Annotated in this window: 24 protein-coding genes; 18 read left to right on the plus strand and 6 right to left on the minus strand. The window is 44.9% G+C overall.

Going from position 1 to position 25731, the window contains the following annotated elements:
• Positions 1 to 80: 80 nt before the first annotated feature.
• On the minus strand, positions 81 to 1010 hold the full coding sequence (locus tag DTQ70_RS20410) for a carbohydrate kinase family protein (protein ID WP_122932525.1): 930 nt from the start codon (positions 1008 to 1010) through the stop codon (positions 81 to 83).
• A gap of 51 nt (positions 1011 to 1061) precedes the next feature.
• Entirely contained in the window at positions 1062 to 2561 is a 1500-nt protein-coding gene (locus DTQ70_RS20415) for a glycoside hydrolase family 32 protein (protein ID WP_122932526.1), read from the minus strand.
• 487 nt (positions 2562 to 3048) lie between these two features.
• On the opposite strand from DTQ70_RS20415, the gene acpP reads away from it, so the two are divergent.
• From acpP to DTQ70_RS20430, 3 genes are all read left to right on the plus strand, one after another.
• Positions 3049 to 3288 carry an acyl carrier protein gene (gene acpP, locus DTQ70_RS20420; protein ID WP_122932527.1) on the plus strand — a complete coding sequence of 80 codons (240 nt, stop codon included), beginning with the start codon at positions 3049 to 3051 and terminating at the stop codon, positions 3286 to 3288.
• 87 nt (positions 3289 to 3375) lie between these two features.
• A complete protein-coding gene (locus DTQ70_RS20425) occupies positions 3376 to 3822 on the plus strand; it encodes a nucleoside deaminase (protein ID WP_122932528.1) in 447 nt (148 codons plus the stop codon).
• A gap of 64 nt (positions 3823 to 3886) precedes the next feature.
• Entirely contained in the window at positions 3887 to 4489 is a 603-nt protein-coding gene (locus DTQ70_RS20430; RefSeq protein WP_122932529.1) for a superoxide dismutase, read from the plus strand.
• A gap of 130 nt (positions 4490 to 4619) precedes the next feature.
• Here DTQ70_RS20430 and DTQ70_RS20435 read toward each other — a convergent pair whose 3' ends face one another.
• Complete coding sequence (locus DTQ70_RS20435) at positions 4620 to 5006, minus strand: helix-turn-helix domain-containing protein (protein WP_122932530.1); 387 nt, start codon at positions 5004 to 5006, stop codon at positions 4620 to 4622.
• A 195-nt stretch (positions 5007 to 5201) separates the two neighbouring features.
• On the opposite strand from DTQ70_RS20435, the gene DTQ70_RS30810 reads away from it, so the two are divergent.
• The 11 genes from DTQ70_RS30810 to DTQ70_RS20485 all read left to right on the plus strand — a co-directional run bounded on the left by DTQ70_RS30810 (position 5202) and on the right by DTQ70_RS20485 (position 12272).
• Positions 5202 to 5348 carry a hypothetical protein gene (locus tag DTQ70_RS30810; RefSeq protein WP_164490131.1) on the plus strand — a complete coding sequence of 49 codons (147 nt, stop codon included), beginning with the start codon at positions 5202 to 5204 and terminating at the stop codon, positions 5346 to 5348.
• A gap of 190 nt (positions 5349 to 5538) precedes the next feature.
• Complete coding sequence (locus tag DTQ70_RS20440; RefSeq protein ID WP_122932531.1) at positions 5539 to 6579, plus strand: hypothetical protein; 1041 nt, start codon at positions 5539 to 5541, stop codon at positions 6577 to 6579.
• A gap of 210 nt (positions 6580 to 6789) precedes the next feature.
• Positions 6790 to 7077: a hypothetical protein gene (locus tag DTQ70_RS20445; RefSeq protein WP_122932532.1), complete on the plus strand. Its 288-nt coding sequence runs from the start codon at positions 6790 to 6792 to the stop codon at positions 7075 to 7077.
• The gene (locus DTQ70_RS20450) at positions 7062 to 7457 is read left to right on the plus strand and encodes a hypothetical protein (protein ID WP_164490132.1); all 396 of its coding nucleotides are present in this window, start codon (positions 7062 to 7064) and stop codon (positions 7455 to 7457) included. Before DTQ70_RS20445 ends, DTQ70_RS20450 begins: the two co-directional genes overlap by 16 nt.
• On the plus strand, positions 7454 to 7645 hold the full coding sequence (locus DTQ70_RS20455) for a hypothetical protein (protein ID WP_122932534.1): 192 nt from the start codon (positions 7454 to 7456) through the stop codon (positions 7643 to 7645). Before DTQ70_RS20450 ends, DTQ70_RS20455 begins: the two co-directional genes overlap by 4 nt.
• Before the next feature lie 73 nt (positions 7646 to 7718).
• Entirely contained in the window at positions 7719 to 8462 is a 744-nt protein-coding gene (locus DTQ70_RS20460) for a hypothetical protein (protein ID WP_229599977.1), read from the plus strand.
• 59 nt (positions 8463 to 8521) lie between these two features.
• Complete coding sequence (locus DTQ70_RS20465) at positions 8522 to 8731, plus strand: hypothetical protein (RefSeq protein ID WP_409050418.1); 210 nt, start codon at positions 8522 to 8524, stop codon at positions 8729 to 8731.
• Between the two features lie 87 nt (positions 8732 to 8818).
• Positions 8819 to 10057 carry an ATP-dependent Clp protease ATP-binding subunit ClpX gene (gene clpX / locus DTQ70_RS20470; RefSeq protein WP_122932537.1) on the plus strand — a complete coding sequence of 413 codons (1239 nt, stop codon included), beginning with the start codon at positions 8819 to 8821 and terminating at the stop codon, positions 10055 to 10057.
• Entirely contained in the window at positions 10057 to 10776 is a 720-nt protein-coding gene (locus DTQ70_RS20475; RefSeq protein ID WP_122932538.1) for an alpha/beta fold hydrolase, read from the plus strand. Before clpX ends, DTQ70_RS20475 begins: the two co-directional genes overlap by 1 nt.
• A gap of 132 nt (positions 10777 to 10908) precedes the next feature.
• Positions 10909 to 11979, plus strand: a complete 1071-nt coding sequence (locus DTQ70_RS20480) for a TerC/Alx family metal homeostasis membrane protein (protein WP_122932539.1) — start codon at positions 10909 to 10911, stop codon at positions 11977 to 11979.
• Complete coding sequence (locus DTQ70_RS20485; protein ID WP_122932540.1) at positions 11976 to 12272, plus strand: DUF952 domain-containing protein; 297 nt, start codon at positions 11976 to 11978, stop codon at positions 12270 to 12272. The genes DTQ70_RS20480 and DTQ70_RS20485 overlap by 4 nt, the downstream gene beginning before the upstream one ends.
• A 59-nt stretch (positions 12273 to 12331) precedes the next feature.
• Here the strand turns inward: DTQ70_RS20485 and DTQ70_RS20490 are convergent, their stop codons facing one another.
• Both DTQ70_RS20490 and DTQ70_RS20495 read right to left on the minus strand, forming a co-directional pair.
• Positions 12332 to 13729, minus strand: coding sequence for an MBL fold metallo-hydrolase RNA specificity domain-containing protein (locus DTQ70_RS20490; RefSeq protein ID WP_122932541.1), 1398 nt, complete (start codon positions 13727 to 13729; stop codon positions 12332 to 12334).
• Between the two features lie 105 nt (positions 13730 to 13834).
• Positions 13835 to 16591, minus strand: a complete 2757-nt coding sequence (locus DTQ70_RS20495; protein WP_122934496.1) for a DUF1553 domain-containing protein — start codon at positions 16589 to 16591, stop codon at positions 13835 to 13837.
• 231 nt (positions 16592 to 16822) lie between these two features.
• Between DTQ70_RS20495 and DTQ70_RS20500 the strand changes: the two genes are divergently transcribed.
• From DTQ70_RS20500 to DTQ70_RS20515, 4 genes are all read left to right on the plus strand, one after another.
• Positions 16823 to 17656, plus strand: coding sequence for an alpha/beta hydrolase (locus DTQ70_RS20500; protein ID WP_122932542.1), 834 nt, complete (start codon positions 16823 to 16825; stop codon positions 17654 to 17656).
• 109 nt (positions 17657 to 17765) lie between these two features.
• Positions 17766 to 19802: a M13 family metallopeptidase gene (locus DTQ70_RS20505; RefSeq protein WP_122932543.1), complete on the plus strand. Its 2037-nt coding sequence runs from the start codon at positions 17766 to 17768 to the stop codon at positions 19800 to 19802.
• Between the two features lie 219 nt (positions 19803 to 20021).
• Positions 20022 to 21557: a bifunctional phosphoribosylaminoimidazolecarboxamide formyltransferase/IMP cyclohydrolase gene (purH, locus tag DTQ70_RS20510; protein WP_122932544.1), complete on the plus strand. Its 1536-nt coding sequence runs from the start codon at positions 20022 to 20024 to the stop codon at positions 21555 to 21557.
• Between the two features lie 181 nt (positions 21558 to 21738).
• Positions 21739 to 24450 carry a glycoside hydrolase family 78 protein gene (locus tag DTQ70_RS20515; RefSeq protein WP_122932545.1) on the plus strand — a complete coding sequence of 904 codons (2712 nt, stop codon included), beginning with the start codon at positions 21739 to 21741 and terminating at the stop codon, positions 24448 to 24450.
• Positions 24451 to 24537: 87 nt separating this feature from the next.
• Here DTQ70_RS20515 and DTQ70_RS20520 read toward each other — a convergent pair whose 3' ends face one another.
• On the minus strand, positions 24538 to 25728 hold the full coding sequence (locus DTQ70_RS20520; RefSeq protein ID WP_122932546.1) for a glycosyltransferase family 9 protein: 1191 nt from the start codon (positions 25726 to 25728) through the stop codon (positions 24538 to 24540).
• Between the last annotated feature and the right edge of the window lie 3 nt (positions 25729 to 25731).

Genomic DNA, 25731 nt, shown 5'->3' on the forward strand with positions numbered 1-25731 from the left:
AGCAACCCTGTTCACGGATGAGCAACCCGCTTTACCGTGAGTCGGGTTGCTCACAACCGATTCAAAGTAACCCGACAAAATCAATACAAGATAGCTCTATCGACTTTGGCGGGAAGCGGCCCTACGGTGCTGATTTTCAGCGCGGCAATATTGGCTCCCGCTTGGGCACATTCGGCTGGGGTTTTGCCGTCCAGCCACGCCGTCAAAAACCCTGACCAGTACGAATCGCCCGCCCCCGTAGCGTCTTTTACTTCAATCGGACGGCCTTCTATTTCTACGTAATCTTTGCCATAATTAGACGAAACAATGCTTCCTTTTCCTCCCAACGTAAGACACACCAACTGCGCTCCCATTTGGTGGAAAGCCTGAATAATCGCTGCATTTGGACAAACTTCGCCGAAAATTCGCTCGGCGTCGTCTTCACTTAGTTTTACAAAAGCACCGTTTTTACAATAATCCGCAATCACTTTTTGGGCTTGCACACGGTCGGGCCAAATAGGCGGCGCATAATTGGCGTCAAGGCTTACGATACAGCCCGCTGCTTGCGCCCTTGCTGCCGCATCTACAATGGCGCTTTGGGCAGGCTCTTGGCTCAAGGCAAAACAAGTAGTATGAAAAAATGAGGCATTTTTGAGTAACTCGTCCGAAATATGTTCCCGTTGAATCATTCGGTCGGCCGTGCGGTACGCAATAAAATCGGGCGTTCCTTTGGTACGTGACACCAACACAATACTCGTAGGAGCCAAGGCATCTTTGGCGATGTAAGTTGTATCAACGCCCGTTTCAGCCACTTTCTCAATGAGATAATTGCCCACATTGTCGATACCAACGCACGACACCAGCGCGGTCTGGTTGCCCAAGCGCGCCATATTAGCGGCTAAGTTAGCGGGGCTTCCTCCCTGAAAACGTTGGAAGGTGGTAGTGTCAGTTAAGTTTTGGGTAAACTCCGTTCCGATAAGGTCGGCCAGCAGTTCTCCGACCGATACTAAAGCGTATTTTCTGTTCATCATAGGTATATTAGTAATGGTCTGCAAGTTAGAAATGCTTTCGTGATTTGCAAACTAGAAGGTCTTGATAGACAAGGAATTTACTTTAACGCTGCTACCTTCTGAAGCAATGGAGATTTCACCCGCATTTTTGGTGGGAAATACCCAATTAGTCATTACTTTTTCTCCCCCCTGCGCAAACACCTCCACGATTGACTTATCTACCAATACCCTCACATACAGCTTACCTTTTCGGAGCGGTACTTTTACCCGATCAATACCCGAAAAACGGCGGTGAAATTCGGTCAAGCCAGATTTGGTGCGGTCGAGCGAAAGTTCTTGGGTAGCCACATCATAGCGTAACACGGTCGCTTCCTCTCCACTTTGAAGCAAACGAAGCGTAAACCCTTCTGCTTTTTGAGGTTGGATTGCCAGCAGTAAATCGTACGAACTCCCCTGAAAAGGCACTTTCCATACACCACTGATGGCCGTATTTTTAGCCACTAACGCTTTTTTACTCATCACTTTTTGAAACATAGGTACAGGCCGTTGAAAAAGCCGATAACCGTTAGGTGTCATCCGCAACGACATCTCACGTGGCACCGAAAATGCCCCTCGCCAAGTATCGCCCGTAGGAATATCGTTGGCATATTCCCAATCGTTGATCCATCCTATCATGATTGGTTTTTTGTGTTTTGGGGGCAAATTACTAAACGGAATTCCCGCGTAGAAATCTTTTCCTTCGTCCACGTACAAAATTTCATCTTGTTTTTGAGGTGTAAATTGCTTCCCGTCAAAGTCCCCAACAAAGTATTGCATCGCCAAATAACCCTTTTGCCGATGCCCGCTTGAAATCATCAATACCCACTTCGACTGGCTTTTACCTTTCCCTTCTACGGGTATTTTAATCAGCGAAGGACATTCCCAAATCTTGGTCATGTCGCCTTGTTTGCCAAATTCACTCAGCAACGCCCACGTTTTCAAGTCTTTGGACTCATAAAACTGCACGGTGTATTCTAGCGGTTTTACCACGGTCATAATCCAAGCGTTGTGTTCAGGATACCAGATTACGTTGGGGTCACGAAAGTCTTTCATTCCCAAATCCAGCACAGGGTTTTTCTCATACAGTTGCCAAGTACGGCCTTTATCGCTGCTATACGCAATGCTTTGGTGCTGTGCTTTTCCTTCAATGTGCGACGTGTAAATAGCAACCAGTCCTTTATGAAATCCTTCCTCAAAAAAACCTGACGTATTGAGGCTATCGACTACCGCACAACCCGAAAACACCATGGTCGTTGTTCCGTCAGCATTGGGGTATTCAGGTAGCGCAACGGATAACGTTTCCCACGTCACTAAGTCTTTGCTCACGGCATGTCCCCAGCTCATGTGCCCCCATTTGTTCCCAAAAGGATTGTACTGATAAAACAAATGATACTCTCCATCAAGATAGACCAAGCCGTTGGGGTCGTTTACCCAGTTTTTGGGAGGAGTATAATGAAACGTTGGTCGAAAATCCTGCGCCAATCCCGAAAAAAAAGTCATCAAAAGGCAAAAGCTAGCCAATAGCTGTTTCATAAATTCTGTGTTAGTTTAAAAAACGACAGGGAGAAAAATCGAGGGAGCAAGCTACTAAAAAAAGATAACCAAATGGACAATGGTAGTAGTGATTAACTACTACCATTTGCTTTCATTCGTTCCTTAACCTATCAGTATTTTTAGTATAAATATCAATTTCGGAAGAAAGTGGGCAAGTTTAAAAAACTTGTTTCAGATAACTGTGCGGTACTGTACCGCTCAAAGCGAAATTTACAAAAATCTTTCCAAACTATACGTCATTTTTTTTACAAGTGACTACTCAGCCCGTCAGAATAAATAGGCAACAAAAAAGCCAGATTCTACTTTTTTTACAAAAAACGTTTCTCCTATCTTACTGTTTCAAAGGCGGTTGTACAAAGTAAAAGTAAAGAAGCATTCGTTTCATCTTATTTCGTGAAATTTTTATGCCTAACTCGACGTTAAACAAGCATAGTAGAAACCAGTAGTCACCATAACGTACAGTGCCATGAAAGATCGTATTTTAAACATCCTTGAAGAATTTGGCGTACAACGAAGCGCCGTCACAGAAAATGTTCATTTTGTAAAAGATTTAGGGTTTGACAGCCTCGACACTGTTGACTTAATGATGAAGCTTGAGCAAGAGTTTGGCTTGCGCATCCCTGACGAAGATTATCACAAACTCACTACATTGAGTAAACTTATCCAGTACCTTGAAGAAGAACAAAGCGTTGCGATGGCCGCCTAAGGTAAGCAACCTACTCAAACACTTTTAAGAGGATATGGCTTTGAAGGTCATATCCTTTTTTATTTTTGTGACTTACTGTACACAACTATGTACCCTTTATTTTCGGACGAATACTACATGCAACTAGCCCTTTACGAAGCCGAAGCCGCCGCCGAAGCGGGCGAAATCCCCGTGGGAGCGGTGATCGTATGCCAACGTAAAATTATTGCCAAAACCCGCAATCAAACCGAACAATTGACGGATGTCACTGCCCATGCCGAAATTTTGGCCATCACGGCAGCGGCTTCGTATTTGGGCGGAAAATATCTCCGCGATTGTACACTCTACGTAACGCTTGAGCCTTGCGTGATGTGTGCGGGTGCGCTGTATTGGTCGCAGATTGGCAAAGTCGTCTATGGTGCTTCCGACGAAAAACGCGGTTTTTCGCTCGTCAAACAGCCCCTGCTCCACCCCAAAACGTTGGTTCGCCGAGGTGTACTTGAAGAAGAAAATACGCAATTGTTGAAGAATTTTTTCCTCAAGCTGCGAACATAAAACGCGGGCATGATGTTTTGCTCTCGAACATACAATCTTACTTTTAAAATAAACAACCAATCACATGGCTTTTACATTAGATCCGCTTCCATACGCATCTGACGCGTTGGAACCCCATTTCGACCAAACGACAATGGAAATCCACCACGGTCGTCACCATAATACTTACGTTACGAACCTCAACAATGCCGTAGCTGGTACGCCAAACGAAGGCAAAGGCATCGAAGAATTGGTAGCCAATGCGGGCGCTATCTCACCAGCCGTTCGTAACAACGGCGGTGGCCACTGGAACCACACGTTTTTCTGGAATATCCTTTCACCCAACGGTGGAGGTGCTCCAGTAGGTGAATTAGCGGCGGCTATCGACGCTAAATTTGGTTCATTTGATGCGTTCAAGGACGAGTTCAAAAAAGCAGCGTTGGGCCGTTTTGGTTCGGGCTGGGCGTGGCTTATCAAAACTGCCGAAGGCGTAGCCATCACTTCAACTCCCAACCAAGACAACCCGTTGATGGACATTGCCGAAGTAAAAGGCACACCTATCCTCGGCCTTGACGTGTGGGAGCACGCTTACTACTTGAAATACCAAAACAAACGCCCCGATTACGTAGATGCGTTTTGGAACGTCGTAGATTGGAACAAAGCCGAAGCTACTTTCCAAGGAGCGTAAGCGCCAACGAAAACAGCCCAAAAGTTTGATAACCTTTGGGCTGTTTTATACTAAAAGAATAGCATACACTTTATAACGTTTTAGCATATACTTTTGTAATAAAAATACGATTAATAATCTCGAATATACCTTATTTAACATTCTCTTGTCTCCAATTACTCAATTCATGCTGTAATTTTTCGATTTGTGCCAGCTGTTTAGCAATAATTACGTTTTTGGCCTCTATTACTTCTTCTTTGCTCCGTAAAACAAGCCTCATCGCCTCATTTTCGTCCATTTTTTTGGTTAATATAGTACTACTATTCCATTTATTTTCGTTGTTGTCTGGGAAGAGTTCATTTATATTTACCCCAAAAATTACGGCTAACTCAGGTAAATACCTAGCTGAGGGGTATGTATGGCCTGCTTCCCAAGAACCGTAGATGTTGGTTTTGATACCAAGTTGGTCGGCTACAGCCTGTTGGGTCAATTTTGAGGCTGCGCGGTATTGACACAGCTTCGCTGCAATACTACTCATGTGAGACTGTTGTAGGTGAGAGAAAATTTGTACAAAGTAAAAATTATAAAGATAGCTTGTTCAAACAAATAAAAAAGTCGTTTTTTTGATATTTTTTATCAAATTTCCGTAGCAGCTCTAACTAAAATTAATTCTATGTTTGTTGCATCCGAAAGCAGCCACTCGCAATAGTGCGAGCCTAAAACCCTTCGGTAAATGACAATTATGGAAAAATTAACAGAAAGTAAGTTTGGAAAGTTTGAGGGAAAAAAGATTGAAGAACTATCACTAATTAAAGGAGGGGATAAAGTAGTAGCTACTGGTGGAGGTTCAGAAATTTCAAATAGATCTTTCATTGTATAGAACTCAGATTCTACCTATATATTTAGCAATGGGAATCCATCTGTAACTTCAAAAGTTGGTGTTTCGAGCTATCCACTTGTAGACACTGGAGGCAGTAATGGTGGCGGCACAGGAGCTATAGCTTAAGTATTATTACAAGATAGTTTATGATTTAGTAATTAACATAAACTATCTTCTAAAACCAATTAGGATGAAAAAGCAGTTTTGGACACAAATATTATTTGTATGCATCAGAGTTTATAGCTGTTTTGGGCAGAATAGTCTTGAATACTATTCTAAAATTAACGAAGCTGAATTAGCCATTTTAGATTCTAACTACTCTAAAAGTTGTTCTTATTATAGAGATGCTTTTAAAATTAATAATTCAAGTTTTGCAAAAGATTACTATAATGCTGCAATTGTGGCTGCATATGTTAAAGATACGAATTTAATTATTCATTGTTTTTCGCAGCTTGCCCGCAAGGGTGTTTGTTTATCGTATTTAAAAAAACAACACTCATGGTCTTTATTTAAAGAAAATTACGATTTATCTTATTTTGAAAAAATACAATTTCAAAAATTTAGAGAAGATTATTTAAAAAGTACAAATTTTTATTTGAAAAGAAAATTAGACAATATTTACGAGACGAATCAAGATATTTTGTTAAAAAATTACCCTGATAGCCATCAGCGGCATATAAATAATATAAATGAACTTGATAGTCTAATAAGAGTTTTTGGATTCCCAAGTGAAGAGTTGATAGGAGTAGGAGATTCTTTAGAAGTCTCTCCCATGTATTTATATTCCATTTACAATCTTGATACTCAAGGATATAAAAATAATATTTTTTTTGATCTTCTTAAAAAAGCAACCATTCATGGAAAAATCCATCCTGGTGTTTCGTCATTTTATTTAAGCCTACTTAACCCTCTTTTTGAATTAGAAAAAACTGCAGTATATAAAATAGTAACCTCCGACACTTTGATAATGAGTCAAGATGATTATAAAAGTAAAATAAATAAATGGGTATATCCAATCTACCCTGAAAATTATTTACAAAAAATCAATAAGAATAGGCAGGAAATTGGCTGGGAAGATTTTTTAACTTACCAAAGAAAAGTAATATATAACTTAAAAAACAATAATTTTATCTTTTCATTGAACGGAGGACTATCTACATATCAATGTGACACTGAATATGTGGCACAAAAATACCTTAATAATGTCCAGATAATAGAAAACACAAAATGATTGTTATCATTTCACCACTTACTGAAAAAACTATTAATGATGTTATAAATTGGATTTTATTATTTAATATTTCCTTTTTTTCAAAATTACAGAAAACAAAGACCTACTAACATCATGTGCTAATGAAAAAACTAAAAAAATATGGTATAGAAAAGGATTAAATACCTATAAAAAATATAAACAATCATTTCAGATTACTTCGATTTTGAGTTGACAATTTTATCCGACTTTTGCATCAAACAACTGGAACAAAAACCTCACATAGGCAATTATTTTCAGCGAGTCCCCAACAAACTCTGGCATTTAGAAATGGCGCGGCAGGCGGGGTTAGATATACCCGACATGCTCATTACTACTCACAAAGCAGAGGCACAAGACTTTGTCAAAAAGCATCCATCAGTTATCAACAAATCCATCAAAGACTCATTCACTGGCACTTTTGAGGGCGTGTATTACTACAATCATACCGAGCGCGTATCAACGTGGTGGTGGAGTTAGACGAAGAATTTTTTCCTACATTATTTCAAGAAGAAATTCCTAAAGCCTATGAATTGAGGGTGATATTTGTCCATGAAAAAATGTGGGCAGGAGCCATTATGTCGCAAAGCGACCCTAAAACTTCCTTGGATTGGCGTAACTACAACCACGAAAAACCCAACCGAATCGTGCCTTACAAACTACCAAGTGAGGTAGAAGAAAAAATAAGAAAGTTTGCTCAACTGGCCGACCTCAACGCGGGAGCTATTGACATGATAGTGAGTAAAGATAAACGCTATGTTTTCTTGGAGTGTAACCCCAACAGACAAATAAGCATGGTGTCTGAAAAATGTAATTATCCCATCGAAAAATACATCGCTGATTTTTTGGCAAACGCATGAAAGAAAAAGAAATGGGTGAGATTCCCGAACTGAAAGGAGTAAAGGGACTGCCCGTCACTTTCAAACTCTTGACCAAAGTAGCCGTAAACGAAACGCCCAAGAAGAATCTATTTTTTTACGTAACGGCTTATCAGGGCATGGCATTGGCCGAGGCTTTTGAAAAGCCCTATTCAAAAATTATCAACTGACAAGAATAGAATGGCAGAGTCATTTTTTAGATTGTACGCTTGCTGTTTATTGGTTAAAGGAACTAAACGAAGCATGATTTGTGACGTACAACGAGGAAGTTTTCACCTGATACCCAATGGGCTACACGAAATCCTAACAGTGCACAGACAAAACTCTGTCGATGCAATTAAAGCCTTTTATCATTTTCAGTACGATGAAACCATTGAAGAATATTTCGATTTTTTGATCGCCAACGAATTTGGCTTTTACTCCGACCAAGCTGACTTAGCGTTATTCCCTGATATTTCAATGGATTGGGAGGTTCCTTTTGAGGTTACAAACGCCATTATTGATGTAGATGCGCAAAGTCAGCATGATTATGTGCGTATTTTAGACCAATTTGAACAGGTAGGATGTCGTCATTTTCAAATAAGGGTCTATGTTGAAAAGCCGTTGAGTTACTTTGTATCGTTGTTAGATAGTTTAGAAAACAGGCGTATCATTTCGGTAGAATTGCTCATTAAATACGGCGAAGAAACAACCCTTGAAAACTTAAAAACACTGACAGACAACTACCCAAGGATTCACAATTTGATAGTACACGGTGCTTCTTTCAACCGCATCATCCCCGACCCGTCGGGGATGGGTAATGTGGTGTTTGTTGAGCAAGAAATTAGTAATGAAACGCACTGTGGGCTAATCTCGACGGCGTATTTTTCGATTAACCTTGCTACGTTTTTAGAATCCCAAAAACACAACACCTGTCTCAATCGCAAGATTTCAGTAGATGCTTTCATGCAGAAATGTACGCGGGGCAGCACAATTTTGGAAAAGTAAAGCAAGGTCAGGAGGTAATCGTTAAGTTGCCTAGCTATTCTTTTCAAGAATTTGGAACCGTGCGCGGGCAAGTACGTAGTATTTCGGAATTGCCCCAAGATAGTACCTACTTACTCAAAATCAGTTTTCCTGAAGGGTTATTAGTTACCTCTTCAAAACGAACAATCCCATTTCGCAACGGCATGACGGCCACAGGTGAAATCATCACCGAAGACCTACGCCTCATTGAACGACTCTTCTACGATTTTCGCCGAATGTTGAAAAGGTAAGTTTACCTCTAAACTTATTCGCGAATGTGGTTGTTATCATCTACCTTTGCATATTAAAATCATACTTCGCCTATTTTGACACCTTCCATGGCTGCAATTAATTGCTCATTTTGCGGCAGACGCAAGAACGAGGTTCAGCTCCTGCTTTCGGGCATCGATGCCCATATTTGTAACTTCTGTATCGAACAAGGATACGGGGTAGTGCAAGAAGAGTTGTACCCAAAAAAGAAAAAAGAAAAGCCTTCTACGCCGAAGTTTAACCTTGTTAAGCCTCTGGAAATGAAGCGCTACCTCGACCAATATATCATCGGCCAGGACGAGGCTAAACGAACGCTTTCGGTGGCCGTTTATAACCACTACAAGCGCCTCATGCAGCCAAAATCGAACGATGAGGTACAGATTGAGAAATCGAACATCATCATGGTGGGTGAAACAGGAACGGGAAAAACGTATTTGGCGCGTACCATCGCCAAAATGCTCCAAGTTCCTTTCTGCATTGCTGACGCGACCGTCGTGACCGAAGCGGGTTATGTGGGCGAAGACGTCGAAACCATCTTGACGCGTCTCCTCCAAGCGGCCGATTACAACGCCGAAGCTGCCGAGCGTGGGATCGTCTTTATTGATGAAATTGATAAAATTGCGCGCAAGAGCGATAACCCTTCTATCACCCGCGACGTGAGTGGCGAAGGGGTACAGCAAGCGCTTCTTAAATTGTTGGAAGGCTCGGTGGTGAACGTACCGCCGCAAGGAGGGCGTAAGCATCCTGACCAAAAGCTGATTCCGCTCAATACTGAAAACATTTTGTTTATCTGCGGAGGAGCTTTTGATGGTATCGACCGCCACATTGCCAAACGGATTAACTCGCGTCCGATTGGGTTTACGACCGACCGCCGTTTGGGTGAAATTTTCGACAAAGGCAACTTGCTTCGCTACGTAGCCGCCCAAGACTTGAAGTCGTTTGGTCTGATTCCTGAGCTTATCGGGCGTCTTCCTGCGTTGACATACCTCAATCCACTCGACCGCGACGCGCTTCGTCAGATTTTAACGGAGCCCAAAAACGCGTTGACAAAACAGTACAAAAAGCTGTTTGCCATGGAAGGTATTGCCCTCACTTTCGACGATGAAGTGCTCGAATACATCGTTGACCAAGCGTTGGCGTACAAACTCGGTGCCCGTGGTCTTCGCTCCATCTGTGAAGCCATTATGACCGATGCGATGTTTGATTTGCCATCCAACAAAGACGTTAAAGAGTTTACCCTTACGCTCGATTACGCCCGCGAGAAGTTTGAGCGTTCGTCTATACACATCCTTAAATCAGTCGCCTAATGACACCGCTCGTACTTGTTCACGGCCACGGCATTGATAGTTCTATTTGGGAAGGCATCAAAAAATGCCTTCCTGAGTACCCTATTTTTACCCCCGACCTCGCCTCCGAAACTCGCTTTGTGAGCATCGAAGACTACGCCGCAGGGCTTCGGGAGTGGTTGTTGGAGCAAGGCATTGAGCGCTGTGTGTTGGTAGGGCATTCCATGGGAGGCTACATTGCGCTGGCTTTTGCCGAAAAATACCCTGAGTTGTTGGCTGGCTTTGGGCTGTTTCATTCCACGGCTTATGCCGACGACGAGGCCAAGCGCGAGCAGCGGGTCAAAACCCTCCGCTTCATGGAAACCCACGGGGCAGCAGCGTTTATCAAACAAGCTTCTCCCAACATGTATGCTGAAAGCTACCTCGAAAAGAACCCAGAAGCACTTTCAAATCATATTCAAACGTACTCCCAACTTCCTACCGACGCGGTGATAGCAGGCTTCAAAGCCATCATGAATCGCCCCGACCGTACGGCGGTTTTGGCGGCGACGTCTCTTCCTGTTTTATTCATTTTTGGGAAAGACGATAAATTTATTCCTTTTGAAAAAAATATTGGCCTCAACGAACTTCCCCAAAATGCGCAGACGCTCGTACTCGCCGAAGTAGGCCACATGGGCATGTTTGAAGCGCCCGAAGCCTGTGCAAATGCGCTGGCGGAGTTTCTGAAAAATATCGAATAAGGAACTGCTATTCTTGTCTTTCTGAAAGAATCTATGGAACTTTGACCAACAGTTCTCGCTTCTACCCCTAGAACAGAGCCTGCGAAAGCCTCCGTGCGGATGTTTTCAAGCTATTTTACCCACTAAACAAATATGCTCTCGAACGAAACTCTATTTTTTGGAGCGTTTACGATTTTTGTCATTTTCGTAATGCTCATCGACCTTGGTGTGTTTTCCAAGAAAAAAAGCCACATTGTTAGTTTTAAGGAAGCAGGTATCTGGAGTGCCATTTGGGTGGCGTTGTCGGTTGCCTTCTATTTCTTTATCAAGCAATATGGCTACCTCATCCACGATGTGTCAGATATGGCTCATTTACAAGACATTGTAGATAAATACGCCAAACACCTTGTCCTTGTGCCTAATGACTTTGAGGCCAGTCTTCAAATCTTTGAAAACAACATGGCTTTGGAGTACATCACGGGCTATTTGGTAGAATATTCGCTGTCCGCCGATAATATTTTTGTTTTTATTCTAATTTTCAATTCGTTTGGCGTTCACGAAAAATTCTACAAAAAAGTCTTGATTTGGGGAATTTCAGGGGCTGTTTTACTTCGTTTTGTCTTCATTTTTGTAGGCTCGGCCTTGCTCCAGCAATTTGAATGGATTATCTACATCTTTGGTGGCTTCTTGATTTATACTGGCGTGAAAATTTTGTTCGAGAAGGAAGAAGACGAACAAATGAACCCCAACGATCACATTGCGGTGAAGTTTGCTTCAAAGTACTTCAATGTGTATAAACGCAACGTCATCGACCACTTTTTTGTCTATCACAAGCGGTTCAAAAAATGGTACATCACACCTATTTTTGTGGTAGTAATTGTGATTGCCTTCACCGATTTAATTTTCGCAGTGGATTCTATTCCCGCGATTTTCTCCATCACCAAAGACCCGTACATCGTCTTCTTTTCCAACGTATTTGCCATCATGGGGCTACGTTCGATGTTCTTTTTCTTGTCGAGCATTATGGACAAATTCCATTACCTCAAGCCTGGTTTGGGCGTCTTGCTTTCGTTTATCGGAACTAAGATGGTTGCCCACAGCTACTTAGAAAAATGGGGTTTCAAAACAATATACTCTTTGTACATTATTGTGGGGATTTTGGCCGTGGCAGTCATTGCTTCGCTTTTGTTTCCTCCCAAAGAAAAAACGCCAGCTAACGCATGATTTACCACATCGTCCCCTCTACTTATTGGGCAACTTTCGAAGATAAGCCTGCGTATTTTAGCGAAACTTTTGAAGCCGAAACGTTCATCCATTGTAGCCTCCAGGAGCAGGTTGCGGGTGTGTTGGAGCGGTATTACGTAGGCGTCACGGGTTTGGTTTTGCTACACATCGACGAGTCAAAGCTTACCTCAACGCTGCTTTACGAACCTGCCCCGCACAACGGCGAATTATTCCCGCACATTTACGGCGGTATCAATCGCGAAGCGGTGGTGGAAGTAACTCCTCTTTCGTAGATACCTTCCCGAAGGTTTTCAACTTCCCGAAAGTTCAAAACTTTCGGGAAGTTTGGTTTCTACACCTCAAAAACCGTGAATTGGTCAGGAATCTCGATATGTCTAAACCCTTCAGCTTCGAGGCGGTGTTTAAAGGCAATTTGGTTATCGTACTCGCCGTGTACCAAAAACAGTGTCTTCACTTGTGCTGGGTCTTGGCATTTTAAAAACTGAATCAATTCATTGTAATCCGCATGGGCCGAAAACGAATCCATCACTTCTACTCTCGCCTTCACTTGGTACGTTTCTCCAAAGATTCGCACCTCAGAATCACCGCGTTTTAGCGCTCCGCCCAGACTATCAGGAGAACAATAGCCAACCAACATGATTGTGTTATCAGGGTTGAGAATATTGTTTCTGATATGGTGTTTAATGCGTCCCGCTTCGGCCATCCCCGATGCCGAAATAATCACACAAGGCTCTTTGAGGTCGTTGATGGCCTTCGACTCCTGTACATCCGACACGTAGTGCAAGTTGGGGAAGTTAAACGCATCGCCGTCTTTCTCTATATATTCCAAAATATCAGGATTAAAGTATTCATCGTGTTTACGCATGATAGAGGTTGCCTTGATGGCCAACGGACTATCAATAAATACTTTTAGACGGGGCAAAAGTCCCTCGTTGGCCAATTGGTCGAGGGCATAAATAAGTTCTTGCGTACGGTCAATGGCAAAGGCAGGGATAATCAGTTTGCCTCCTCGCGTTACGCAGGTATCGCGCACCACCCGCAGCAAGTGCGCCTTCATATCAGGCTCTGGTTCGTGCTGACGATTTCCGTAAGTGGATTCACAAATGATTACTTGGGCTTGGGGGAATGGCTCGGGGCTGCGCAAGATTTTATCGTCGGGGCGGCCTACATCCCCTGAAAACGTAATTTGCTTGTCAATGCCTTGGTCTTTGATGGTCAAATGCACCGCCGCACTTCCCAAAATATGTCCTGTATCGGTAAATCGTACTTTTATCTCGTCGGTATTGAGCCAAAAATCTTGGTGGTAGTCCACAGTAACGAGCATGTCAAGGGTTTTGCGCACGTCATTTTCATCGTACAACAACTCCAACTCTTCGTCGCCCCGTTTCCGACGGCGTTCGTTGATGCGTTCCAAGTCTTTTTGCTGAATAAAAGCGCTATCAAGCAGCATAATATTACACAAATCGGCCGTTGGAGGTGTACAATAAATGGGGCCATTGAAACCTTTACGAACCAAGCGAGGCAGCAGCCCCGTGTGGTCGATGTGGGCGTGGGAGAGCACCACAAAATCAATTTCATTGGCTTTGAAGCCAAAATTTTGGTTAAGATCTTGGGTGTTAATCCCTTGAAACATCCCACAATCAAGCAAAACTTTTGTTCCTTTTTCGGTCGTAATCAGGTGCTTAGAGCCCGTTACGCGGCGCGCCGCGCCAAAGAATTGTATTTTCATCTGATTTTTTGTTTAAACGTAAAGCCCCGAGTCTCGAATTAAACGTATTTATTCGACATTCTGCACTCTAAACTCGACATTCTGCATTTGACATTCGTCACTACTTTATGGTTTTGTCACTACTTCGTCCAAATTAAGCATGGCATTTGCCGTGACAGTCAGAGCCGCCAGTTCGGGCGTGGCGTTGCCATCGTTGGCCAAAAGCTTCTTCGTTGCACCAGTATCTTTTCGATAGTTTGCCAATGACTTGTTATACAAATTAAGCAAAACTTGTAAACGTTTGGGAGAGATGGATTGGTACGTCAAACGGCGGTAGGCTTCGCGAATTTGCTCCTGCGGACTCGCATACTTCGCCGCAATAGCTTCCGAAAAACAGTGCGCTGCCTCCAAATACACGGGGTCGTTGAGCGTTACCAATGCCTGCAATGGCGTGTTGGTTCGGATGCGCCTTACTTGACAAAACTCCCGACTGGGGGCATCAAACATCACCATCGACGGATAAGGAGCCGTCCGTTTCCAATAAGTATATAACGCTCGACGGTAGCGGTCTTCGCCTGCGCTCAGTTGCCATTTTGCCCCATCGTAGGGCGAAAGCCAAATATTATCGGGCTGCAAGGGCATCACGCTACGTCCGTACATTTTATGCGACAACAAACCACTGGTAGCCAGCAATTGGTCACGAATTTGCTCGGCCGAAAGACGCGCCCGTGGCCCCCGCGACAACCATTTGTTGAAGGGGTCTTGGGCTAATTTTTCGGGAGTGACGGCAGTACTTTGTCGGTAAGTGGCCGAAAGCGTGATTTGTTTGAGCAGTTTTTTGAGGCTCCATTGGTGCGTTTCCATCAACTCCACCGACAGCCAGTCCAGTAATTCTTGGTGGGTGGGGGTAATTCCTTGTGAGCCAAAATCCTCCACCGTTTCCACAATACCTGTCCCAAACAATTGTTCCCAAATCCGATTTACCGCCACGCGTGCTGTAAGCGGATGCTCGCGCGAAGTCATCCATTGGGCCAAATCCAAGCGGTTTTTCATAGAAGCGGTTTTTTCCCCAGATTCTCTAAAGAGATTTGGCACGTCAGGGTTTACTTTCTTGCCCTTGACCGTCCAGTTGCCTCGCTCAAAGACGTGTGTCGTACGCGCCAAATCGCCGTGTCCATCGTACATAATGGGCGTACTTTCCACCCCACCCGTTAGAATTTCGGCGTACAATTTTTCAACATCAGTAAAGCCTGCTTCGTCTTTCCCTGGCAAAGCTTCTTGAAACGCCGCCCACTTTATTTTTACCCATTCTTTGGGGGTTTTGGGGCTATGCAGCGTCCAAAATAGCGAATGTTTCCCTCCATCAGACGCTACAGGCAGCACCATCACGGTATCTCCCACTTTAGATAATTCGAGCGAAAGAATCACTTTTCCTTTGATACTATCTTGGTGAAGTTGCAAAAGCGCATTTTCAGCATTGGTACCGATGTTCAGCAATAACCTATTTTTACCAGTCAGCGTCACATTCGGCCAGCGCGCCGTTCCTTGGTCTTGGATACCGAAGTATTTTGCATCTAGCAACGACGCATTGACGTGTTGGTCAAAATCGTGCGAATTGACCTTCGGCTCCATAATCCGCGCAAAACGCTGAAAATCGGGCAATTTCACCCCTTTTTGCCCTTGATGCGCTTTTATCCACTGCTCAATTTTTACAATCCGCACCGAGTCTTCTTTTCCATAAAAACGCAGCGTCGGCGTATCACTCGTCACGTCTTCGTCGCGGGTATTATTAAAAAACGCCAAGTATTTGTAGTATTCCTCGTGGGTAAACGGGTCATACGGGTGACTGTGACATTGCACACATCCAAACGTCGTTCCCTGAAAAACGTCCCAAGTCGTATTTACTCGGTCGATAACCGCCGCCACCCGAAACTCTTCGTCTTGCGTTCCCCCTTCGTCGTTGTTCATGGTATTGCGGTGAAAACCAGTCGCAATCAACTGAGCATCGGTGGGGTTAGGCAACAAATCACCCGCGAGTTGCTCCACCACAAACTTGTCGTACGGTTTGTCTTCGTTAAACGCCTTGATGAGCCAATCGCGGTAACGCCAAATGCTCCGCCCAGGGTCGCGTTCGTAGCCTTTGGTATCGGCATAACGGGCCAAATCGAGCCACATTCCCGCCCAGCGCTCCCCGTAGCCCGACGAAGCCAAGAGCGAATCCACTAAATTTTCGTAGGCTTTGGGAGAAGTATCTTTCAAAAATCGCTGTACTTGGGCATCCGTCGGTGGCAAGCCCGTCAAGTCCAAGCTCACTCGACGAATGAGCGTGGCGCGGTCGGCTTCGGGAGCAGGTTTGAGCTGCTGTTCGCGCAGTTTTTCCAGCACAAAGTGGTCAATTTCGTTTTTAGCCCAACGCGTTTCATCATCGTCGGTCAAGCCCAATCGCGCCCAAAAACTGCCAACAGAAGGCACACTTGGCCGTTCGACTCGGTTGTACGCCCAATGGTTGCCCCACTTAGCGCCTTGGTCAATCCATTTGGTAAGAATCTCGACTTCTTCGGTTGAAAGTGGAGGACCGTCTTTAGGCATTTTATCTTCGTGGCCTTCGGGAAGCAAAATTCGACGCATCATTTCACTCTCCTCGGCGTCACCTGCCACCACAGGAGGTTTTCCCGATTTGGCAGGGTCGTACATGTCTTTTTCAAACAAAAAACTCACGCCTCCTGCTTTTTTGACCCCACCGTGGCACGCCATGCAGTGCTTGTTCAAAATGGGTTTTACCTCCTCATTAAAATTGATTTGGTGACTAAAAATCCCTAAAAACGAAAAGGAACTCAACAGCACAACCGCCGCAGCCCCCGTCAGTATCCATTTTGATTTCATTTTTTTGTTTTCTTCAAAAATCAAATCTAGCCTTTCCATTTATAAAAGGCGTGGAGTCTCTTTTTCTCACTCAATCAATTGCTTCAGTTACTTTGTAAACACATAGTTCAGATAGAATTTCCACATAGAGAACAGAGCTATGTTTTCTATGTGAAAATTCTAATGTGCTCTATGTGTTTTAGAATGGATATAGACGCAAATTCTGTATCTTCCCCCAAAAACTCCTTAACCATGTCTGAAATTACTACTACCCTCACGGCCAGCGAAGGCACCTCGCTTTTTGCCCGCGCTTGGCTCGCACCTTCCCCCAAAGCAGTCATCGTACTCATTCACGGATTTGGCGAACACAGTGGTCGCTACGCCCATTTTGCTGATTTTTTTAACCAAAACGGCTATTCCGTCGTTTCAATGGACAACCGAGGCCACGGTAAATCGGGAGGGAAACGTGGGCACGCTCCTACTTATGATGTTTATCTCAATGACATTGAAACCCTTCTCAACTATGCCAAACAACAAGTACCTCAGCTTCCTATCTATCTCTACGGGCACTCAATGGGGGGAAATTTGGTGCTTAATTACTCCCTTCGTCGCAAACCTGCCCTCAAAGGCGTGATTGCCACTGGCCCGTGGATTCGACTGGCGTTTGAACCGAAGCCTATTTTAGTGACCATCGGTAAACTTTTTCGCAAGGTGCTCCCAGGATTTTCGCAAGGAAGTGGCTTGATACAAGACCATATTTCCAAAGACCCCGCCGTGGTAGAAGCCTATAAAAATGATCCGTTGGTTCACGGTACCATCACTGCCTCCGCGAGCATTGGACTACTTGAAGCCGCTGCTTTTCTCAATTCGTACGAAAAACCTATGCCCATCCCGACCCTCATCATGCACGGCGACGAGGACTTGCTTACTTCTCAACCCGCCAGCGAAGAGTTTGCACAGCGGGTTGGTGGCTCAGTCACTTACAAAAAATGGCAGAGTATGTACCACGAAATTCACAATGAACCTCAAAAATTGGAAGTTTTTAATTTTACCTTGGGGTGGTTGGAGCATGATATAAAAGACTGATTTATCGACAAAATCGTCGGGTTAGTACATAAAATAGACCATACGCCATCGGTTTTCATTTGGTATTGAGGAATTTTGCCCAATAATCATTCAAACTAACAACCCAAAAATGGAAAAATTACGATTTACGGCTAGTTGGATGCTCGCAGGAGCACTTTCTGTCGCATTCATCAAATCAGACGACCCCAAACCCAACAAAGGTCTTGACCTCTCGGGCATGGATTTGAGCGTTAGCCCACGCGAGGACTTCTTTTTGTATGCCAACGGTAGCTGGTTGAAAAAAACTGAGATTCCTGCCTCCGAAACGGCTTGGGGTTCGTTCAATATTCTTCGTGATAGCAATTCCAAAAACCTCAAAGCTATTTTGGAAGAAGCCGCCGCGAGCAAATCTCCCAGGGGAAGTGTAAAACAGCGCGTTGGTGATTTTTTTGCGTCGGGCATGGACACCCTTGCCATCGAAAAGCTTGGCTACGAACCCATTAAGCCTATTTTGGCCGAAATCGACAAAATCAAAAACTACGAAGATTTACTCCGTTATTCGGCCACTCACCCCCAAGACGGAGGAAGTACGTTTATTGGTGCAGGTATTGGTCAAGATGCCAAAAACCCCGATACATACATCGTAAGTATGCGCCAAACGGGCACAGGACTTCCTGAAAAAGACTATTACACCAAAGCCGACGAGCCTACTATCAAGGTTCGGAATGCTTACAAAAAATACATCGCGACGCTGTTTACTCTCACGGGCACCGATGCCGCCAAAGCCCAACAGTTGGCCGACGATATTTTGGCCTTAGAAACCCAAATCGCTACTTCGCACATGGGTCGCATCGAAATGAGAAATCCCGTAGCGATGTACAACAAATTTGCCACCAAAGATTTTGCCGCCAAAGTACCTAATCTCAACTTGGTGAATGGACTAACGACGATGCGCATGAAAACCGACAGCATCATTGTAGCCCAACCCAAATACTACGAAGCCCTCAACGAGTGGTTGCCCAAAGCCAACATCGAAACGTTAAAAGCCAAAATGAAGTTTTCGGTGATTAGTGGCGCGGCCAACTACCTCAGCAAACCTTTTGTAGAAGCTAGTTTTGAATACAGTGGCAAAACCCTCAACGGACAAAAAATGCAACAAGACCGCTGGAAACGCATTTCGAGCCTTACCGACAACCTCGCGGGCGATTTGTTGGGGCAGCTTTACGTGGAAAAACACTTCAAACCAGAAGCGAAAAAACGCATGGATGAGTTGGTAGCAAACCTGCAAAAAGTGTTTGAAAAACGCATCAACGAACTCGACTGGATGACCGCTGAAACCAAAGTAGAAGCCCTCCGAAAACTCAAGGCATTTACGCCCAAAATTGGCTACCCGTCTAAATGGAAAACGTACGAAGGCGTTAACGTAAAACGCAACGATTTCTATGGCAACGTGCGAGCCTTTGGCAAATGGCGTTACGAAGAAATGTTGGGTCGTTTGGGCAAATCCGTTGATAAAACTGAATGGGGTATGACGCCGCCAACGGTGAACGCCTACTACAGCCCATTGCGCAACGAAATCGCGTTTCCAGCGGGGATTTTGCAATGGCCTTTCTTTGACCCAGAAGCCGACGATGCCTTCAACTACGGTGCCATCGGTGCCGTGATTGGCCACGAAATGACGCACGGATTCGACGACCAAGGACGACAATACAACTACATGGGAATGCTCAAAAATTGGTGGAAAAAAGACGACAACGACCAGTTTAAACAACGCGCCCAAGTGGTGATTGACCAGTACGACAGTTTTACGGTTTTGGATAATTTGCACGTAAAAGGTCAGTTGACATTAGGCGAAAACATTGCCGATATTGGTGGTCTTTCGGTCGCTTACGAAGCCTTCAAAACGTTTACGAAGCAAGGCAAAGGCAACGAAAAAATCGACGGTTTTACGCCTGAACAACGTTTCTTTTTGGCGTTTGGGCAAATTTGGCGGGCCAAACTCCGCGACGAAGCCCTTCGCTTGAGAGTCAACACCGACCCACACTCTCCAGGGCAGTTCCGCGCCAATGGCCCGTTGTCCAATTTTGAGCCATTTTACAAAGCATTTGGTGTACAACCTGGCGACAAAATGTACCGTCCAGAAGCCAATCGAGTAAAAATTTGGTAATTTATTCTCATTTTTTACCCTAAAAACCGCCTTTGTCTTCATCGACAAGGCGATTTTTTGTTATAAAAGCCGTAATTTTGCGACTTCATTTTTTACAACTAAGTCATCCCTAGTTATTTTACCACTACATACCGCACTAATTGCCTAATAATCAAAGTATTTTAAACCAAAAAACACGATTTAGAAGCAACCATTTGAAGTGCGCAAACTCCCAATCCAATGAAAAAAATCCAATCGGCCTTACTTTCGGTTTATTACAAAGACGGTCTTGAACCAATCGTAAGACTCCTCCACCAACACGGCGTAAAGCTGTACTCAACGGGTGGAACACAGACGTTCATCGAAAACATGGGAATTCCTGTGACTGCGGTGGAAGACCTTACAGGCTACCCTTCTATTTTCGGAGGCCGCGTAAAAACGCTTCACCCTGCTGTTTTTGGAGGTATTTTGTACCGTCGTGACGACGCTGGCGACTTGGCCCAAGCGGCTCAGTTCAACATTCCATCAATTGACTTGGTGGTTGTCGATTTGTATCCTTTTGAGGAAACTGTTGCGTCGGGGGCAAGTGCCGAAGACATCATCGAAAAAATCGACATTGGAGGTATTTCATTGATTCGGGCAGGGGCTAAAAACTTCCAAGATTCACTCATCGTTTCATCGCGGAATCAATACGCTGACGTACTCAACATTCTTACTGAAAAAGGCGGTGCTACCGACCTCGCCGACCGTCGTCGTTATGCACAAGAAGCATTTGCCACTACCAGCCATTACGACACTGCGATTAATCAGTGGTTTATAGCCCCCCAGCCCCCAATGGGGGTGAAAGAAGGCTCCCCCATTGGGGGCTGGGGGGCTGGGGCTACCCTTCGCTATGGCGAAAACCCGCACCAAGCCGCGACATTTTACGGGGATTTGGATGCGATGTTCGACAAACTTCACGGAAAAGAGTTGTCGTACAACAACTTAGTCGATGTTGACGCTTGCGTTTCTCTCATCGACGAGTTTGGCGATGAACCAACTTTTGCAATTATCAAACATACCAATGCTTGCGGCGTAGCAACGGCTGCCACTGCTCATCAGGCTTACGTAAATGCCTTGGCCTGCGACCCAGTTTCGGCTTTCGGAGGGGTAATTATTACCAATACAACCGTGGACTTGGCCACAGCTGAAGAACTTAACAAGCTCTTCATGGAGATTTTGATTGCTCCTGCCTACGAAGCAGACGCGTTGGCGTTGTTGCAATCAAAGAAAAACCGCATTCTTCTCCAGCGTAAAAACATTGAGTTACCTACCAAAATGTTCAAAACCATCCTCAACGGGGTGCTCGAACAAGACAAAGATTTGGTAGTAGAAACGGCTTCTCAGTTTACAACCGTGACGAAAGTAGCTCCTACGGATGCGGAAGTAAAAGCATTAGAATTTGCGTTGAAAGTGTGTAAACATACCAAATCAAACACGATTGTATTGGCCAACGAAAACCAACTTCTTGCGAGTGGGACGGGTCAAACTTCGCGCGTGGATGCTCTTCGTCAGGCGATTGAAAAAGCAAAATCGTTTGGCTTTGAATTGAAAGGTTCAGTAATGGCTTCGGATGCGTTCTTCCCGTTTGCTGACTGCGTCGAAATCGCGCACAATGCAGGTGTTACCGCAGTGGTACAACCAGGTGGCTCTATCCGCGACAAAGATTCGATTGAATACTGCGACGCCAACGGCATGGCGATGGTGACAACGGGCGTTCGTCACTTTAAGCACTAAAGTGAGAGGGTTGCTCACAACCCTCTACTACAAATACGGTCGGGTTGTAAGCAACCCTCTACACGGCGAAAAGCGGCGGTCGGTTTGAAACTGGCCGCCGCTTTTTTTGTATTCTTCGGAGGTCTCTTGTGTAGATTACTCCCCATTTGACCTTTATCTAGTAAATCAATCGTTTTCCCCAATGAACCGCTTTTTGTTGTTCTTTTTGTGTTTGTCGCTTTCGGTAATTGGACAAACGCCCCCACCCTCCCCTTTGCGCGTTGAGCAGCTGCGGGTAGAGTACAAAACCAACCCCGTTGGTATTGATGCCTTTTTGCCTCGTTTTAGCTGGAAACTATTTTCCAAGGAGCGCAATACCCTTCAAAAATCGTATCAAATCCAAGTCTCAAAAGACGATAAATTTTCCAAAAAAGGGCTCATTTGGCAATCGGGCGAGGTTGTTTCTGACGCGTCTCATCTCATTGATTACCAAGGCCCTAACCTCCAAAGTCGCCAACGGTATTTTTGGAAAGTCAAAGTCACCGATAATTACGGAAACGTAGCCGAATCGGCCGTCAATTTCTTTGAAATGGGGCTTCTCGCCGCTTCTGACTGGCAAGCCAAGTGGATTGAACCCGAAAAAGAAGGAATTGATTTCAAGAAACAACAGCCCGCTTCGCTTATCCGTAAAGAGTTTGTCACCAAACCCAAAGGCAAGATAGCCTCTGCCCGTTTGTACGTCACCAGCCGTGGACTCAACGAAATGTACATCAACGGCCAACGCATCGGCAAAGACGTCCTCAGCCCAGGCTGGACGGCCTACCAGTCTCGTATTCAGTATTTTACTTACAATGTCACAGCATTTATTCAAGCAGGAAACAATGCGATAGGCGCCATGCTGGGTGATGGCTGGTACCGTGGCTATTTGGTGTGGGAAAACAACCGCAACGTCTGGGGTGAACGCGTCGCCCTGCTGAGTCAATTGGTGATTAAATACGAAGACGGAACCGAACAAATCATTGGTACCGACGAAACGTGGAAAGCCAACAACAACGGCCCCATCCGCGAAAACGACCTCTACAACGGCGAAACCTACGACGCACGTTTGGAGAAAAAAGGCTGGGCAGCCGTAGGGTTCGACGAAAGTGCGTGGTGGAACGTTCGGCTTGGTAATTACCCCAAAGACAACCTCATTGCCCCCGCTGGTCCGCCCGTACGCCGTACCCAAGAGTTGAAACCCCTCAAGGTGTTTACGACACCAGCGGGAGAAACCGTTTATGATTTTGGCCAAAATATGGTAGGATGGGTTCGGTTGCGCGTGCAAGGCCCTGCTGGCACCAAAATTCGTATTGCCCACGCCGAAGTCCTCGACCAAAAAGGCAATTTTTACACCGCCAACCTCCGCTCGGCCAAATGTGAACTCAATTACACCCTGAAAGGCGACAGCATCGAAGTCTATGAACCTCGTTTTACGTTCATGGGTTTTCGCTACGCCCGCATCGAAGGGCTTCCCAATCCGCCCACCCTCGATAACCTCACAGGTGTAGTCATTCACTCCGATTTCCCCAATTCAGGGACGTTTGAAACGTCAAAACCACTGGTCAATCAACTCCAAAAAAACATTGTTTGGGGACAAATTGGCAATTTTGTGGACGTACCCACCGATTGTCCGCAGCGTGATGAGCGCCTAGGCTGGACAGGCGACGCCCAAGCATTTGTTCGTACCGCTACGTTCAACAAAGAAGTGGCAGGCTTTTTTACCAAATGGCTACGCGACGTGGCCATTGACCAAAAGCCCAACGGCGGTGTACCGCACGTTGTGCCCGATGTGATTCAAAACAAAAACCCCGACGACATCAAGTCATCGGCAGGCTGGGCCGATGTCGCCACGATTGCCCCTTGGACGCTTTATCAAGTGTATTCTGACCGTCGTTTGTTGGAAACTCAATACGAATCCATGAAAAAATGGGTAGAGTATGTTCGCAAAAATGCAGGCACTAAGCTCCTCTGGACCAACGGCGAACACTTCGGCGATTGGCTCTCGTACCGAGGCGCTGCACAATTTGGAGAACCTGTAACCGACAATGATTTTATCGCCACGGCCTTTTTTGCTCATTCGGCCAACCTAACGTCCAAAGCCGCACTTACCTTAGGCAAAGCCACGGATGCGGTATTGTATGGGGAATTGTTCCAAAACATCAAAAAAGCCTTTTTGCAAGAATACGTTTCGCCCAATGGTCGGTTGGTTTGCAATACCCAAACAGCCTACGTGTTGGCACTTCATTTCGATTTATTACCCGAAAATCTTCGTCCACAGGCCGTTGAGCGCCTCGTACAAGACATCAAGCGACACGGCAACCACCTCACTACGGGCTTCTTGGGTACGCCTTATTTGTGCCACGTCCTGACTCGTTTTGGCAAAAACGACGTTGCTTACGACCTACTCAATCAAGAAACGTATCCTTCGTGGCTCTACCCCGTCAAAAAAGGTGCAACTACGATTTGGGAGCGCTGGGACGGTATCAAACCCGACGGAAGTTTTCAGGATGTTAGCATGAACTCCTACAACCATTATGCCTACGGTGCCATTGGCGATTGGATGTATCAGAACATGGCAGGAATTGATTTGGTAGAGCCTGGTTTCAAAAAATTTGTGATTGCACCCAAACCTGGCGGCGGATTCACTTCGACCAAAGCTACCTATGAATCTCCGTACGGAACGATAGCTTCGTCGTGGGAGCAACAAAACGGAAAAATGACCTTAAAAATAAGCGTACCTGCCAATTCAAAAGCCCTTGTCAAACTTCCTGCCATTGGGGCGGAGAAGTTAAATCAACTTGCTCAAGCCCAACGTCTCAAGCTTACAGAAGGGGCATTGGAAGTAGGGAGTGGAGAGTATTTGTTTGAGTGGTAAATCAGTCGGGTTTTGAGAAACCCGACTCACCGTGCTGAGGGTTTCTCAAAACTCGAAAACAAGTGCAAAAGATTGCTCACAACCCGATTAGCTAACTACTTTCTCTAGCAGTATTCGTTCCGCAATCTTGTTCTTCACTTCAGGAATATCCGTTTCAGGATAGTAGTGAATTTCAACATTTTTGCGGACGTATTCTATGCCTACGCTGGGTTGATGCCCGTGGAAGAGCAATGCAGGAAAATTAGCAATCGGGAAAAACGGCAAGCCCGAAACCCGATAAATCGTGATGGTTTTACAAAAAATACACGTTAAATGTTCAGGGAAAGAATCGAGGGTTAAGGCGTAAGTTGCCTCGTTGGCGACGTACGCCAACTCATGAATGGACAATAACCGAGACGCATTGATAAGTCGCTCAGATTCCCCTGTTGTCTGTGTTATTTCATCAATAATTTTTGAAGACAAATCCGTTTGACCACAAAAAACCACCGAGAAGGGAGATTCTTGCAACAACCGTTTCACAATATCCGCCCAAAACGAGAGGCTCATTTGTCGATGCGGTTCCCCAGTTTCAGGAAATAGCATCACATACGGCTCTGTCAACGGCGTGGGGAATTTTACCCCAATTGTCTCCCACGAAATAGTAGGTAAAATGGGGAAATACGGTTTTACTTCTTCCAATATTGCCTCAATACCCATTTCTTTCAGCAAGGCTGCGTAGGTATCGAAATGGTGAAAACACGTATTTTCGGGCAGAGTCAATTCCACATCGAGCAATCCACCTTGCCCTCTGCGATTAAACCCAATCGCTTTTTTTACTTGGGTAAAAGGTAGAATAAAATGAGAAACCGCATTTGAAGTACGGACGTCGATGTAATAATCGTACTCTTCACCTTTCAATACTGCAATTGCTTTCTTGAATGTTGCATAAAACTGCTTCATCTTTTGCCAATCACTCACCTTTGCTCGATTGCTTAGAAAGTGGTCGATGCAAATGATTTGACGAACGAAAGGATTGCATTCACTTACTACCTTACACCAAGTAGGGGTCAGTACATCAATAATGGCATCAGGGTATTTTTGACGAATTAGCGGAAACATATATGAAACCGTCAAGGCATCCCCCATGTGCCCCAACGAAGCCACCAATACCTTTGGGGCACTCGAAATAGAAGCACGTTTTCTTTTTTTATAGAACCATTTGGCATAGGCATCTATAAAAAAATCGGTCAAACGCATCGGAATTGTTTCGCGAGGGGTTCCGCTGTAATATCGCTTCATTAA

Origin of the sequence: Runella sp. SP2 (assembly GCF_003711225.1) — a bacterium.
GTDB lineage: Bacteria > Bacteroidota > Bacteroidia > Cytophagales > Spirosomataceae > Runella.

What these genes read in the sequence shown, in the direction of transcription:
- DTQ70_RS20410 (WP_122932525.1), bottom strand. Translation starts at nt 1,010, where the DNA reads ATGATGAACAGAAAATACGCTTTAGTATCGGTCGGAGAACTGCTGGCC.
- DTQ70_RS20415 (WP_122932526.1), bottom strand. Translation starts at nt 2,561, where the DNA reads ATGAAACAGCTATTGGCTAGCTTTTGCCTTTTGATGACTTTTTTTTCG.
- acpP (WP_122932527.1), top strand. Translation starts at nt 3,049, where the DNA reads ATGAAAGATCGTATTTTAAACATCCTTGAAGAATTTGGCGTACAACGA.
- DTQ70_RS20425 (WP_122932528.1), top strand. Translation starts at nt 3,376, where the DNA reads ATGTACCCTTTATTTTCGGACGAATACTACATGCAACTAGCCCTTTAC.
- DTQ70_RS20430 (WP_122932529.1), top strand. Translation starts at nt 3,887, where the DNA reads ATGGCTTTTACATTAGATCCGCTTCCATACGCATCTGACGCGTTGGAA.
- DTQ70_RS20435 (WP_122932530.1), bottom strand. Translation starts at nt 5,006, where the DNA reads ATGAGTAGTATTGCAGCGAAGCTGTGTCAATACCGCGCAGCCTCAAAA.
- DTQ70_RS30810 (WP_164490131.1), top strand. Translation starts at nt 5,202, where the DNA reads ATGACAATTATGGAAAAATTAACAGAAAGTAAGTTTGGAAAGTTTGAG.
- DTQ70_RS20440 (WP_122932531.1), top strand. Translation starts at nt 5,539, where the DNA reads ATGAAAAAGCAGTTTTGGACACAAATATTATTTGTATGCATCAGAGTT.
- DTQ70_RS20455 (WP_122932534.1), top strand. Translation starts at nt 7,454, where the DNA reads ATGAAAGAAAAAGAAATGGGTGAGATTCCCGAACTGAAAGGAGTAAAG.
- DTQ70_RS20460 (WP_229599977.1), top strand. Translation starts at nt 7,719, where the DNA reads ATGATTTGTGACGTACAACGAGGAAGTTTTCACCTGATACCCAATGGG.
- clpX (WP_122932537.1), top strand. Translation starts at nt 8,819, where the DNA reads ATGGCTGCAATTAATTGCTCATTTTGCGGCAGACGCAAGAACGAGGTT.
- DTQ70_RS20475 (WP_122932538.1), top strand. Translation starts at nt 10,057, where the DNA reads ATGACACCGCTCGTACTTGTTCACGGCCACGGCATTGATAGTTCTATT.
- DTQ70_RS20480 (WP_122932539.1), top strand. Translation starts at nt 10,909, where the DNA reads ATGCTCTCGAACGAAACTCTATTTTTTGGAGCGTTTACGATTTTTGTC.
- DTQ70_RS20485 (WP_122932540.1), top strand. Translation starts at nt 11,976, where the DNA reads ATGATTTACCACATCGTCCCCTCTACTTATTGGGCAACTTTCGAAGAT.
- DTQ70_RS20490 (WP_122932541.1), bottom strand. Translation starts at nt 13,729, where the DNA reads ATGAAAATACAATTCTTTGGCGCGGCGCGCCGCGTAACGGGCTCTAAG.
- DTQ70_RS20495 (WP_122934496.1), bottom strand. Translation starts at nt 16,591, where the DNA reads ATGAAATCAAAATGGATACTGACGGGGGCTGCGGCGGTTGTGCTGTTG.
- DTQ70_RS20500 (WP_122932542.1), top strand. Translation starts at nt 16,823, where the DNA reads ATGTCTGAAATTACTACTACCCTCACGGCCAGCGAAGGCACCTCGCTT.
- DTQ70_RS20505 (WP_122932543.1), top strand. Translation starts at nt 17,766, where the DNA reads ATGGAAAAATTACGATTTACGGCTAGTTGGATGCTCGCAGGAGCACTT.
- purH (WP_122932544.1), top strand. Translation starts at nt 20,022, where the DNA reads ATGAAAAAAATCCAATCGGCCTTACTTTCGGTTTATTACAAAGACGGT.
- DTQ70_RS20515 (WP_122932545.1), top strand. Translation starts at nt 21,739, where the DNA reads ATGAACCGCTTTTTGTTGTTCTTTTTGTGTTTGTCGCTTTCGGTAATT.
- DTQ70_RS20520 (WP_122932546.1), bottom strand. Translation starts at nt 25,728, where the DNA reads ATGAAGCGATATTACAGCGGAACCCCTCGCGAAACAATTCCGATGCGT.